This window comes from Streptomyces sp. NPDC054887, from assembly GCF_053610585.1.
In genome coordinates this window covers 17980-31306 of sequence record NZ_JBSGYQ010000081.1, presented here as the reverse complement: position 1 = coordinate 31306, position 13327 = coordinate 17980, and the positions used below count along the sequence as shown (strand labels likewise).

The window sequence follows — 13327 nt, the reverse complement described above, 5'->3', positions numbered from 1 at the left end:
GGCAAGCCCGACCACGGCAACGAGGACGACGTCTACAGCTACGGCTACGGCAACAAGCCGGCGAGCCACAAGGGCTAGACAGCACGCTGCCGCAGGCCCGCTCATCGACTGATGGTGCACGGCGGATTCCTCATCGAATCCGCCGTGCACCATCAGTGACAGTCAGAAAGATGTCAGGCGCAAGTGGCTGAATTGGGAAAGACAAGGTGACCGGTGTCGAGCGCGATTAGATCAGCAGACGTGAGGGAACTCCCGCAGTCCGATACTGGCTCGGTCCCGCACGGACGTGAGAGCGAAGGGGGCGCCGAAGGGAGACGGCAGTGGGGTGCCCGCGTACTGAAGGCAGGGCTACGCACCGCCGTGATCCTGTGTCTGTTCACGACTCTCGTCCACGTCGTCCTCGTGTTCCTTCACGTGGCACCAGCCAACACCGTCTCGAAGAGATACACCACGGCGATCAACGCATGGGTGTACCCCTACTTCGAACAGAACTGGCGCCTGTTCGCCCCGGACCCCGACTCCGTCAACCGGAAAATTCAGGTGAGAACCGCACACACAGGTGCCCAGGGATCGGTCAAGGTGAGCGACTGGTTCGACCTGACCGCTGTAGACAACTCCGCAGTCGAGCGCAACCCGTTCCCGAGCCACACGACGCAGAACCTACTGCGCCGCGCCTGGACCTCCTACACCGAAACACACGCAGGAGACGACAAGGCACGCACGCAACGCGCTGTAATGATCCAGAAGTATCTGAGCAACATCGCCGCGGACCGCGTCACGGCCCACAACGGCGGCACGTTCGACTTCATTCAGCTTCGTGTAATCACACAGCCCGTCCCCGCGCCCGGCACGCCAACCAGCGGCCCGCGTACGCCCGCCGAGACCCGGCTCCTGCCCTGGTGGAAGGTGACCACCCATGGGAAATGAACAGACCCCCAAGACCGTCTCGACACCAGCGCCCCCAAGGCCCACGACTGGAGAGACCGTGCCTGCTGGCGCTGCCCGATGGGCCATCGACCGGATGCGCACGCTGTGGGCCCTGGTGACCGGTCGGCCGGTGTCCCTGTACGCCGCGTCGGTGCTGCGCATCGGCTACGGACTGCTCTACCTGATCTTCCTGTTGCGCGAGTTCCCGCACCGCCACGAAATCTGGGGCCCCAGCTCCCCCTGGACGCCCGCGCTGGCGCGACAGCTCTTCGACCAGACAGGGTGGAACAGCATCCTGACCCTGTCCGACAGCCGCACCTACTTCGAACTCTGCTACGCGACCGCCCTCGTCACGTCCACACTGTTCCTGCTGGGCTGGCGCACCCGCCTGCTGTCCGTCCTCTTCGCCGTCGTGGTGATCTCCTTCCATGCCCGATCGATCTTCATGACGGACGGCGGCGACAACCTGATCCTCCTGATGGCGCTCTACCTCACCCTCACCGCATGCGGCCGGCACTGGTCCCTGGACGCACGCAGAGTACGGATCAAAGCGACTCGTGCGGGCGGCACGGCGGAACCGGTGCGCAGTCTTTTGCCACGGCAACTCCGCGACGCCCGCACCTGTCTGATCACCGTGGTGCACAACTGCGGCATCTTCGTCATCGCGGCCCAGGTCTGCTTCCTCTACGGATCAACCGGCCTGTACAAAGTTCAGGGCGCTACCTGGGGCAACGGCACCGCTCTCCACTACGCTCTGAACCTCGAACTCTTTCAGCCCTGGCCCGCACTTTCCCACCTCGTGGACCAGTACCCGCTCGCGATCGCCCTCGCCTGCTACATGACGGTTCTCTTGCAGGTCGCCTTCCCGTTCGTGCTCTTCGGCCGGCTCAAATACCCCGTCCTCGCCCTCTTGCTGTGCATGCACATCGGTATCGCGGTGCTCATGGGGTTGCCTCTCTTCTCCGGTGCCATGATCGTCGCGGACGCCGTATTCCTGCCCGATCGCTTCTACTGCTTTCTGGGGCGGCTGTGTAAACGCGCTACCCAACGCATCGGTGCCGGAGATGCGGATGCCTCACTCAGTCAGGTATCCGCGCCGGTGCCGGCGCAGCAAGGAGCGGTGTCGGCGACGACACGGAGTGCCGCGGCGCGGTGACCAGAACACTGCCTGCCACAGCGGCTCCGCCTTGCCCCTCGACTGTCGGCAGAAGACGAAGACGCGCCCTGCGCCCCTTCCATTAATCCAAGAAGAGTCAATCATGAGCTACGACGGCTTCCTGGCGCGGTGCATGACAGCGCGAGAGAAGCAAGGCAGGTACTCGTAGCGGCACTGGATGTGCTCGCTGCCCGGCTCAGTCCCCGCGCTGCCCACGAACTGCCTCACTCTTAGCGTCTGCCGCACTTCCCGAGTTCCCGCATGCGTGGACCTGGGCTCCGCACGGCGGTAACAGGCAGCGTTCGGGCGAGCGCTGTCCGGGCCGGCGCCAGGTCAGGGTTCCTGCATCCGGTGACCTCCGGCCCATGGGGCGGGTGCGACGTCCGGTGCTCCTTGGGGTCGTGGGCATGCGTGACCGCGGCCAGTAGGAGGGGGCTCAGTGGCACCGCAACCGGGCGGCACGAGCGGGCATGCCATGCGGAGATCCACACGGTTGCTCCAGTTGCAGCGCCTGCGGTCCGGGGCCGCATCAGGTGCTTGCGCGCCGCCACGGCGAGAGGAGCCCACCGCGAAGGCATGGTTTCCCGGGGCAAATGCCAATGTAAGCGTCCGTTTCGACAGTCCACAAACACGACGGCACGGCACGTGATCGACAAGTCCTGCTCCATGGCAATCTGCGGTCTGGAAGAGTGACTTGGAGCCGGAGGTACACCGCCCGTGGCGGCGAACAGTAATCCCACCGTCAGGAAGCGCCGCCTGGGAGCCGAGCTCCGCCGGCTCCGCCAGGCCAGTGGGTTGAAGAGCACGGAAGTGGCAGAGCGGCTCATGGTCTCTCAGCCCAAAATCAGTCACCTGGAGAACGGACGTCGCACCATCAGCGCCCGCGACGTACGAGATCTGTGCGCGATCTACGGAGTGACGGACCAGCAGGTCATCGACTCACTGATGCGGATGGCCAGGGAATGCGCGCAGCCGGGTTGGTGGAACGTCTACGGCGACATCCCCCAGAGCGTCTACATCGGCTTCGAGGCGGACGCTGCCACGATCCACACCTACGAGCCCTTGGCGATCCCCAACCTGCTCCAAACTCCCGCCTACGCCCACGCCGTCATTGCCGAAACGATCCCTCTGCCCACGGCCGCACAAGCCGCCACCCGTCTCAAGGTGCGGCTGCGCCGCCAGCACCGGATCTACGACCCAGCCAACCCGTTGCGTCTGTGGGTCGTCCTAGATGAGTCGGCCCTGCGCCGCGTCGTCGGCGGCCCCGACATCATGCGAGAACAACTGGAGCACCTCGAGGCCATCGGCGCCGAGCCGCACATCACCGTGCAGATCCTTCCCTACACCGCGGGAGCCCACCCGGGCCTATCGGGACAGTTCTCCATCCTGCAGTTCGCCGACAGTCCCGACTCGGTGGTGTATCTGGGGCGGTTCAATAGCGATCTCTACTTGCAGAAACTATCCGACGTCCAGCACTACAGCGTGATGTACGACCACCTCCAAGCCCGGGCCCTCAACCCCCACAGCAGCCGGGACTTCATCACCGACGTCACCAAGTCGTACGTCAACGCAGCGAGCTGTCGCCCTTGCCCGCGACCAGACCGTGCGAGTACCAGCCGTCACCCGATTTGTTGATCTCCCAGACGCTGCCCGTGGTGCCGGACGTGGTGAACCCGCCCCGGTACCCACCGCGTCGACCTGACCAGCCGACGGCGAGGTATCGACCTGCCCGGCGGAGTGATCGTCGGGCATCGCCCGGAGGGACGCGCGGCCTGCCTCCACGCCTCGTCCACATTTTACGGATCCCCGCTGCGTGCGAACCGCATTCGATAGGCGATGCAGAGGTTGACCGGGCATGGGCCTTCGGGGGTGATCAGGGTGGCGGCGCGACAGGTCAGTGTGATCCCGTCGGCTGGGCGAGGCGCCGGGCAGGCAAAGTGGCACTGGGCATCGGGAGAACGTAGCGCGCGGTGCGGCGGAGGTGTCGTAAGTACTGCTCTCTCGGTACGAGAAGGGCACCCAGGTTGCGGACGTGCGGGCTGTCCCGCTGCGCGTCGAGCAGCACGCCGCCTGCCTGTGCGAAGCGCGATGCGAGGTCGGACACGGCCACTTTCGAGGCACCGGGACGGTGAAAGAACATCGAGTCCAGACTGAGGACTGATCCGACCTGGAGGCCGAAGACGCCACCGATCAGATCGCTGCCCTCCCATACCTCGAGGCTGTGAGCGTGACCCAGCTCGTGCAGGCGGATCAAGCTTGCGATCAGTTCTTCGGTGAGCCATAGCGGGTTGCGGTCGGCGCGGCATTCGTGGACGACTTGCTCGAACCTCTGGTTCAGACTGGTCGACCACGGCAGCTGGTTGCGCAGCCGCCGGGCGAGGTTGCGACTGAGGTGCGCGGCCGATGCGGGCAATACCGGCCTGGGGTCGGGCGACCACCAGGAGACTGCGTAGGGGTCGTCCGATTGCTGCCCTATGAGGGGGATACGGCCCACCTCGACCTGGTCGGCGTAGACCACTTCGTTGCGGATGCGGCTGTAGTCATCGGATGTTGGGAATGGATAGAGTCCGGCGCGGTACGCCGCCAGGAGACTGGTTGGACTGAGGTCGGTGCAGAAGGCCACTGGACCGTCGGGCGCTGCTCCCAGTACGTCCAGTGCCTCCCAGTCCGGACAGCGGTTCACGCTGTGTGCCCTTGCCTGCTCACCGGCCGGATGCAGTGGGCCTGTTGGAGGTAGTCGATGTAGTGGTCAATCACCTGGGCGTCTACCGGCGGGACATCGATTGCGGCCTCCATCAGCGCCCGTTCCGCATTGTCGCGGGTGAACTTTGGGAAAACGCCCTGGAAGTACATCTCGCTCACGGTGATGTCGGCGCGGCTGCAATGGTCGACGAAGAGCGGAACGAACGGGGTTATGGGGTCGGTGGGGTGCCCGGCCGCGTACTTCACCAAAGCGTAGATCCACTCGGTGTACGGGACCTCCTGGATCGGGTAACCACGCTGGCGCAGTCCCCCAGCGAGTGAATGCAGCAGCGTGGGACGGGGATTGGTGAGGTGGTAGACCTCTCCGCGAGCGGGATAGTGGGTGGAGATGTGTCCGATTGCGCGGGCGAGGTGGTCAGCCGGCAGGAAGTCCAGCGGCAGCTGGACGTCGGGGCACAGCCCGGTCCGGGCGATGAAGGCGAAGAGGGCGGCCAACTCGCTGCTGGTGTTCATCACACCGGTTCCGCTGCTGCCCGCGATGTCCATCAGGCGATAGATGACGACCGGTAGGCCCGCCTCGGATGCCTTCTTCAGCAGCGCCTCGGCGACCCATTTGGTCTCCACATATCCCACCGACAGATACTCGGGGAAGCGCAGCGGAGTGCTCTCCGTCACCTCTCGCACTCCGGCGGGGCCAAATCCGGCGAGCACCGCCATGCTGGAGGTGAAGTGGACAGGGACGGCCCTGTCGGCGGCGAGGCGGACGATCTCGTGTGTTCCGTCGACGTTGGCCGCGCGCAACTCGTGGTACGGGTAGATAAAGTTGACTTGACCGCCGAAGTGGTAGACGGCGTCGATGGTTGACCCAAGCTCCTCGAACCGGTCGGGAGGCAGCCCCAGCCCTGGCTTCCCCAGGTCGCCGATGACCGGATGGACGCGCGCGCTGGACAGATCGCTGAAGACGTACCGCTTGTGGCTTGCGCGGAGCTTCTCCATGCCCTGCTGCTCATCGGAGGCTCTGACCAGGCAAAAGATCCGCCCCGTCGCAGTGCGCAGCAGCTCGTCGATCATGAATGCGCCGCAGAACCCCGTCGCCCCGGTGAGGAGGACGTCGCCGGGGCGCCCGGGGCACGGAGCCGGCGCGTCACGGCCTACCGGCGGAAAGAGTCGATCGGTTTCGGCGGCGAAGTCGACGGTTCCGCCTACGGAGTGGGCCAGTGTGCCGGCACGTGCCTGTCGCACGGACTCGGTGAAAGCAGCGAGTTTCGGTTGTCGCAGCAGGGATCGGGTCAGGTCGCTGATCTGCGTGACGCCGATGCCGAATATGACGCGGGTCCGGGCGAGCATCTCCGTGGCCAGCAGCGAGTTGCCGCCCAGCTCAAAGAAGTCGTCGTGTGGTCGCACGTACTCCACACCCAGGATGTGGGCCCACAACTGGGCCATCCCTTGCGGCACCGGACGGTCGTCGGCGCCAGCCGTCGGTGTCGCGGTCGGGGGTTCCGGTACGGCTCTGCGGTCGAGCTTTCCACTGGGCGCGACGGGCAGTTGCTCCACCGCGTGGAATGCTGTGGGGACCATGTAGCCAGGCAGGACCTCGGCGAGTGCCGATCGCAGCCGTGGGTGCAGCGCCGGCTCGTCGCCGGTCGTCGGCGCGGTCGACGTGTAGTAGGCGATGAGGTGTCGGTCGCCGTTGTCGCGCGTTCGAGCGACAACCATTGCCTGGCCGACCTCCGGGTGGGTGGCGAGGGTGGTTTCGATCTCGGCCGGGTCGACCCGAAACCCGCGGATCTTCACCTGGTCGTCGACTCGGCCCAGGACCTCCAAGTTGCCGTCCGAGCGCCAGCGTCCCAGGTCTCCGGTGCGAAACATCCGCTCGCCCGGTGCGGGGTTGTGTGGGTCGGGCAGGAACTGCTGTGCGGTCAGAGAGGGGCGCTTCCAGATTCCGCGCGCCAATCCTGGGCCGCCGATGTATATCTCGCCGTGCTCGCCCGGCGGCACCGGTTGCAGTTCGGTGTCGAGTACCTGGATGTGATTCCCTTCCAAAGGGCTGCCGACCGGGGCGACAGCACTGTCCGGTGCGGCGAGCACTTCCTCGTTCAGGTCGCAGAGCGTGGATGTGATGGTGGTCTCAGTGAGTCCGTAGGCGTTGACGAGCCGCGCGTCGGGCATCCGTCGCAGAATGGCGCGGCAGTCCTTCGCGGTGCTGATTTCGCCGCCGATGATGCCGAGTCTCAGCGGCGCGAGGCTATTGCTCCGGTCCGCGAGGGAGGCGATCTGCTGCCAGTAGGCGGGGGTCAGGTCGGCGACGGTGATCCCGTGCTCCGGGAGGCGGCGCAGCAGGTCGGTGGGTGCCCACGTCAATGTGCCCGCCAGGACGAGCGTCGCCCCGCTGATCAGCGTGGCGAAGATTTGCTCCAGTGAGGTGTCGAAGCCGAGCGCGCCGGCGTGCAGCACCCGGTCGCCGGGCGTCAGTCGGTATGCTCGGGCGACCGCGGTGAGAGAGTGGGTCAGCGATCGGTGTGTGATCATCACACCCTTGGGAGGGCCGGTGGATCCGGAGGTGTAGATCACGTAGGCGAGGTCGTCCGGCCGGGGACCGCGTGGTGGCGGCAGTCCCTCGCGCGGTGCCTGCGTGGCCGGTTGCCCGGCGTCGACGATACGCACGTCGCACCCGCGGAACATCGGGGCGTGCTCGCGGCCCGAGATGATGAGGCGTGAGCGGGTCTCCCCGATGAGTTCGACCATCCGATGGCGCGGAGTCGCCGGGTCGAACGGCAGGAACGCACCGCCGGAGTTCAGCACCGCTAGCAGCGCGACGATCAGCTCGGGCACGCGGTCGAGGCATACGGTGACGACGGACTCCGTGTCGGTTCCCGACTTCCGCAACTCGTGGGCAAGTCGGTCGGCGCGGGCAGTCAGCTCTGCGTAGCTGAGATGGCCTTTGTCCGAGAGTACTGCGAGAGCGGACGGCTCACGCCGAGCTTGCTCGTGGACCAGCTCCGGCACGGTTTTGGGCCTGGATCTCGGGGCCCGCCGCTCGGCGCGTGCGCTCGCGGGTCGCATGTCGGTCCACAAGCGGTCGACCAGGCTCCCGCACCACGCGGCGGATGCCGGCCCGCCGACTCGACTCCACCCGTGCGGATCCCGGCGATCTGCGGGCCAGATCGCGTACTGCTCTTCGTCGTTGCGCAGCACGACACACGGCGCAGTCGGCTCTGAGGGAGCGTCCTTATGTTCGGTCACCTTAGGTCTCCTACCTCGCGCACGCCCTCAGGCGTCCTGTGTCCTGCGCCCTTGCGGGACAGGCCGCGGCCATCACCGATCCCAATCCGCAGGCGTGTCAGGCAAACTGGCCAGGCCGAGCGGCTGTGCGAGGAGGAGCTGCTCCGCCTCTTCGGCGCTGACCGGCTCGGCGAACAGGTATCCCTGGCCAAACCGGCAGCCCATGGAAGTCAGCAACTCTTGCTGCCTCACGTCCTCCACTCCCTCGGCGATCACCGTCAGGCCGAGCGTGTCTGCGAGATGCGTTATGCCCTCGACGAGGGCGAACTGCGCTGATGAGCGCCCGAGTTCGTCGACGAACGACTTGTCGATCTTCAGGATCGATATGGGGAACTCCCGCAGGTAGCTCAGTGACGAGTAGCCTGTTCCGAAGTCGTCGATCGCGATGCGGATGCCGAGGTCGGTGAGCGATCTCATTTCGGCCAGAATGCGTTCGTCGTTGTACATCAGGACGCTCTCGGTCAGTTCGAGTACGAGAGATGACGGTTGGATCCCGGAGAGATCCAGGACGCGCCGGATCACGTGGTAGAACTCCGCATCCCGGAACTGACGCGGCGACACATTGACGCTGACGTAGGGTTGGATGAAGTCACCCGTTTTGTCGCGTTGCACCGATCCCTGCCACCGGGCTGCCTCGGCTGCGGCCTGATTGAGCACCCAGGCGCCGAGCGGGACGATCTGCCCGCTCTCCTCGGCCAGCGTGATGAACTGCTCCGGCAGCACCATGCCGCGCGTGGAGTGGGGCCAGCGGATGAGCGCCTCGAAGCCGGCAACCTGTCCGCTGGTCAGTTCCACAATGGGCTGGTAGAAGACCATGAAGGAAGTGTCGATCGGTGAACTGTCCAGGCCTTCCTGCAACTTCGCGCGTTCAGCCATGCCGCTCTGCAGGTCGGGGTGATAGTGGCGCCACTGGCGCTTGCCCGCAGTCTTTGCCGCGTACAGCGCGAGGTCGGCGTGTGTCAGCAGTTCGACGGAGTCGATGCTGTCCTCCGTCGTCGCGACGCCGATGCTCGCGTACGTGCTCACCGGCCCCACACTGAGCCGGAACGGCTCGGTGAACACGGTCATCAGGTGTTCGGTGAACCGATCCACTCCTGTCGGCGCGATGGAACCCTCCACCAGCAGTGCGAACTCGTCGCCGCCGATGCGCGCGGCGGTGTCGTAGGCGCGGACGGTGGTCGACAGTCGGAGCGACAGCGCGACCAGGAGTTCGTCGCCCACGCTGTGGCCGTGTATGTCGTTGACAACCTTGAAGTCGTCCACGTCGACAAAGAGCACGCCGACCACGGTGCCGTCGCGCTGAGCTTGAGTCAGTGCGTGGTTGACCCGTTCCTGGAAGAGCACGCGGTTGGCCAGGCCGGTGAGCGAGTCATGGAACGCCTGGTGAGTGAGTTCACGTTCGAGCTTGCGCTGTTCGGTCACGTCCTGCAGGGTGAGCACCACCCCACCGACGGTTGCCTCCGCGCGTAGGTCGCTCCACCTCACCTCGACCTCGATGGTTGCCCGGTCGGTGCGGATCATTCGCCAGTGCTCGCGCCTGTTCTGGTGTTGACGCCTCCGTATCCGGCCGAGTGTTTCGACCACCGCGCGGCTGTCCTGCGGCGGCACCAGATCGATGAGGTGGGTGCCCTCTAAATCCGGAACACCGAGCATTTGGTCGGCGGAGGGACTTGCGTAACGGATACGGTCGTCGTCGTCGAGGATCAGGATGACGTCGGAGGCGTTTTGCACCAGTGTGCGGAAGTACACCTCGCTGTTGCGCCGGTTTACCTCTTGGGCGAGGGCGACCCGTGTCACGGCAAGTGCCGTCTGTGTGGCGAGAGTCCCCAGCGTTTCGCGGAAGACGAGCAGGTCCTGCTCGTCCCCGGCCACGATCAGCGCCCCGATCCGCGGATTGCCCGAGGGGTGATCCTGCGAGGCGAGTGGGCAGACGAGTGCCTGGCCAGTGGGGGGCGACTCCTCGATGCAGCTCGTGAGACAGTCGGCGAGATAGGGCCCCAGGTCGTCGAGGGTCACCAGGCGGTTCTCGCCTGACGCGGTGACGGTCAGGTCCAGTGCGGGTGCGGTCCCCCGTGCGGCCACGGGTCCGTGCACGCTGCTGTGCGCCCCATTTACCCAGAGCGTGTTGTCCGCGGTGAGGAGCAGCGCGGAACTCGGTGGGCCGTGCGGCATCAGCTCCGTCACCGCGGAGTGGGCGGCGGCGGCCACATCCCGCAGATTTCCTGCTCCGCCCAGTGACGACACCGCGATGCGCAGCACCTTCTCCCGGCCGACCGCCTGCCGGTGGGTCGCGGCCACGCCCGCCAGGCGGTAGAGCACGAGGACGAAGAGCACGGCGGAGAACACCCCGATGACGCCGACGTTGGTGCTGACACCGCGCATTGCCTCCGTCAGGAGGATCGTCGGCGCGATCAGCGACGCGACCGTGAGCAGGACCAGCCGACTCCTGGCGGTTTCGCCGCGCCATGGCACCGGCTGGGTCAGCGACCGCATGGACGGATGGAGCGCGGCAGCAGCCCAGGCGCCGTACAGGACGGCCCAGCCCAACTCGACTGCAGTCCCCGTGCGCCAGGTCCCGTGCAGTTGTATGAGGCCGTAAGCCACGTCTGCGACGAGCAGGCCGACGGTGCCGGCGGTGAGCAGCATGAGCGAGAGGCACTTGACGCCGCGGCTGGCGAGCAAGCGCAGCAACATCGCCAGGACGAGGATGTCCCCGAGCGGATAGGCGATGGAGAATGCCTTCTGTACCCAGGTGAGATCCGGGACGTGGGCGTACGGCTCAATGAGGAATACCCACGACAGCAGTGCCAGGCCAACTGTCAGCGTCAGAGCGTCGACGAGGCTCGCGCGATCACGCCACCCCGTGCGCCAATGGACGAAGCCCAGCAGCCCGGCCGCATAGAGCGGGTATGCCGTCAGATAGAAGCCGTCGGCGATCGAAGGAAACGGCAGCTGCTCGGGGTGCGTCTCTATAAGGATGATCTGGGCGGCTTCCCCTGCAGCGAAGGTGGCATTTCCAGCGGCAAGCAGCAGCCAAGGGAGTCGGTGCGCCGGACGGATCAGAATGACACCAAGAACAATGCCGATAACGCCGGTCGCTCCTATGCCTACGAAAATCAGCCGCTGTTCCGGAAATGTGTAATAAAGCGCGGCCAGCACGACTACACATGTAGTGACGGTGGCCATAGCAGCCTGGCTTCGCGGTAGTGGGTTCACCCCCACCCCACCTCCTGGGAGGGCCACTTATCTGGTGGACGATATGGGCGAACGGCACCGGGCGTCACTTGCCAGCCTGCGGGACGGGCTGGGAGCTGGCATAAGGAGAACGCTGGGCTTGGGATCGGCCGTGGTCGCCTGGGAACGCAACTGTCGGTATACGAAGCCAACGGAATTCTCAATCTCCGGGCTTACGGACTCCTTCTCGCCAATACGGCGTGTCCTCCATCCAGCTTACCCGGATGGACCTTTCCCGCACGCTCACGGAGAGAGGTACCGCGCCAGGGTCCAGGACTCTGAGGCCGAGCTGGCCCGAGGTGCGGGCGGAGAAAGCCAGGCTGGCCAAGGCGGAGGAATGGCAGCTCGAGCGGGAGATCCCGCGACGGGCAGCCGCCTCTTTTGCCCGGGAGAGGAAGTGAAGACCGCCGCTTGGGACTGCGTCTCCGCCCACACACCGAGATGTTCGGAATCAAGTGGACATGCCGGGTGCTGGAGGTCTCCCGTTCTGGCTACTGCTGATGGAGCGCGGCGCCCAGGCGCGGGACGCCCGGCAGGCCGCCGAGGCCGCCATGGCCGAGGAGAGATACGACAAACCCGTGCCGAACACCGTGATAATTGCGGCGCGCTGAGCGTCCATGCCGACTTCTGCGGCTTCCGTCGCACGGTCCACCGTAAGCGGGCGCTCAGGCTCATGCGGACACGGCATCGTCGCCCGCCGCCTGCGGAAGAGGAAGCGCAGCACGATCCCGGACCGCCTCGTGCCGCCGGTGGCGGACCTGGTCCAGTGGAACATCCCGGCCGGCGCGCTGGTCGTGCAGCGACATCACATACATGCAGGTCAGAGCCGTGTTGCTCTGCCTCGCCTGCGTTTCCATCCGCTCGCGCCAGGTACTCGGCTACTCGCTGGCGCTGCTTATGCGGGCCGAGCTCGTCATCGACGCGCTTCGGGCAATCACGGCTCGCGGCAGGCAACCTGCCGGAGTGGTCTTCCACGCGGACCGTGGAACGCAGTACACCTCGGCTGCGTTCGCCCAGGTCTGCAGCCGGTACAGCATCCGCAGGAGCACGGGCAGGGTTGGCTCGAGCTACGACTTGGCCGAGAGCTTCTGGCAAGGGCTGAAGCGAGAGACGACGCATGGGAAACTCTTCGCGACGAAGGGACAGGCGAGTGTGGAAACCCTTCGTACTACCTATGCAAAGCCCGCCGACGCCACAGTGCGCTCGCTTACCTCTCCCCATGCAGTTCGAACGGCCGTGCCACAGGACAGCGAGGCTCTCACTCGTAGCATTAATCGCTGTGTCCACACTCCGGGGTTACCTCCGTCGGAGCGTCACCCCAGCAAGGCGTCCAGACCCGCGGCCAGCCCGTCGGGGCCTCCGCGGCCGGCCATGGCTGCGGCGGTGGCCCGCAGTCGTGGCAGTTCCGCCGCTGGCATGCGATGTAGGCCGAGCCGGAAGGCGGGGTCGGGTTCATCCGGTGCGTCGTCCATGGCCCGCAGCTCGACCAGGAGGTATCCGAGCAGCCATGCGGTGAATGACCGGTGGATGTTCACGGTCGCGTGCTCTTCGAGTCCCGCGTCGTGCAGCAGCGCCAGGACGCGTTCGTCGCCGCGCTGTACGGGAACGGGTCTGCGGGCCAGCGGCGTGGAAAGCAGGCGGGTGCCCAGCAGTGGCACGACGTGCGGGTGGCGCAGGGCGACGCGGTAGGTGGCGAGCGCGATGCGGTGCAGTTCGCGGCGCCAGTCCGCCGCTGCAAGCCCGGTGCCCGGGTGCTGGTCCAGCTCCTGGTGAACCTCCTGGCAGAATCCCTCGACCAGCCCGTCGAGCAGCGCGTCCTTGCTGGGGGCGTACCGGTACAGGGCCATCGCCTCGACGCCCAGTTCTGCCCCCAGTTTGCGCATGCTCAGGCCGGACAGGCCGTCGCGGTCGACCACTTCCAACGCCGTGGCCAGCACGCGTTCTCGACTAAGGCGCTTGTATCGCCCGCGGTCGCTGGCCCGTCGCCCCCGGCCGTCGCCCGTTTCTTCTGGCATGACCGCCTCC

At 66.1% G+C, this 13327-nt stretch carries 7 protein-coding genes and 1 pseudogene; 4 read left to right on the top strand and 4 right to left on the bottom strand.

All coding sequences use genetic code 11. The annotated features are described in order from the left end of the window. Positions 1-360: 360 nt before the first annotated feature. The 3 genes from ACWGH0_RS30925 to ACWGH0_RS30915 all read left to right on the top strand — a co-directional run bounded on the left by ACWGH0_RS30925 (position 361) and on the right by ACWGH0_RS30915 (position 3718). Positions 361-927: a DUF5819 family protein gene (locus ACWGH0_RS30925; protein ID WP_453407576.1), complete on the top strand. Its 567-nt coding sequence runs from the start codon at positions 361-363 to the stop codon at positions 925-927. A gap of 94 nt (positions 928-1021) precedes the next feature. Beyond that, entirely contained in the window at positions 1022-2083 is a 1062-nt protein-coding gene (locus ACWGH0_RS30920; protein ID WP_453407578.1) for an HTTM domain-containing protein, read from the top strand. A 717-nt stretch (positions 2084-2800) separates the two neighbouring features. Then, complete coding sequence (locus tag ACWGH0_RS30915) at positions 2801-3718, top strand: helix-turn-helix domain-containing protein (RefSeq protein ID WP_453407575.1); 918 nt, start codon at positions 2801-2803, stop codon at positions 3716-3718. 259 nt (positions 3719-3977) lie between these two features. On the opposite strand, the gene ACWGH0_RS30910 is transcribed toward ACWGH0_RS30915, so the two are convergent. From ACWGH0_RS30910 to ACWGH0_RS30900, 3 genes are all read right to left on the bottom strand, one after another. After that, positions 3978-4766 (bottom strand): leucyl/phenylalanyl-tRNA--protein transferase, encoded by a 789-nt coding sequence (locus ACWGH0_RS30910; RefSeq protein ID WP_453407574.1) that lies wholly within the window; start codon positions 4764-4766, stop codon positions 3978-3980. Then, positions 4763-8029, bottom strand: coding sequence for an amino acid adenylation domain-containing protein (locus ACWGH0_RS30905; protein WP_453407573.1), 3267 nt, complete (start codon positions 8027-8029; stop codon positions 4763-4765). Before ACWGH0_RS30905 ends, ACWGH0_RS30910 begins: the two co-directional genes overlap by 4 nt. 72 nt (positions 8030-8101) lie before the next feature. Continuing rightward, entirely contained in the window at positions 8102-11227 is a 3126-nt protein-coding gene (locus ACWGH0_RS30900; protein WP_453407572.1) for an EAL domain-containing protein, read from the bottom strand. An 864-nt stretch (positions 11228-12091) separates the two neighbouring features. Here ACWGH0_RS30900 and ACWGH0_RS30895 point away from each other — a divergent pair. Then, positions 12092-12358: pseudogene (locus tag ACWGH0_RS30895) on the top strand (DDE-type integrase/transposase/recombinase); the annotation flags it as partial. A 257-nt stretch (positions 12359-12615) separates the two neighbouring features. Here the strand turns inward: ACWGH0_RS30895 and ACWGH0_RS30890 are convergent. Continuing rightward, positions 12616-13317, bottom strand: a complete 702-nt coding sequence (locus ACWGH0_RS30890) for a TetR/AcrR family transcriptional regulator (RefSeq protein ID WP_453407571.1) — start codon at positions 13315-13317, stop codon at positions 12616-12618. Positions 13318-13327 lie beyond the last annotated feature (10 nt).

What these genes read in the sequence shown, in the direction of transcription:
- ACWGH0_RS30920 (WP_453407578.1), top strand. Translation starts at nt 1,022, where the DNA reads ATGCGCACGCTGTGGGCCCTGGTGACCGGTCGGCCGGTGTCCCTGTAC.
- ACWGH0_RS30890 (WP_453407571.1), bottom strand. Translation starts at nt 13,317, where the DNA reads ATGCCAGAAGAAACGGGCGACGGCCGGGGGCGACGGGCCAGCGACCGC.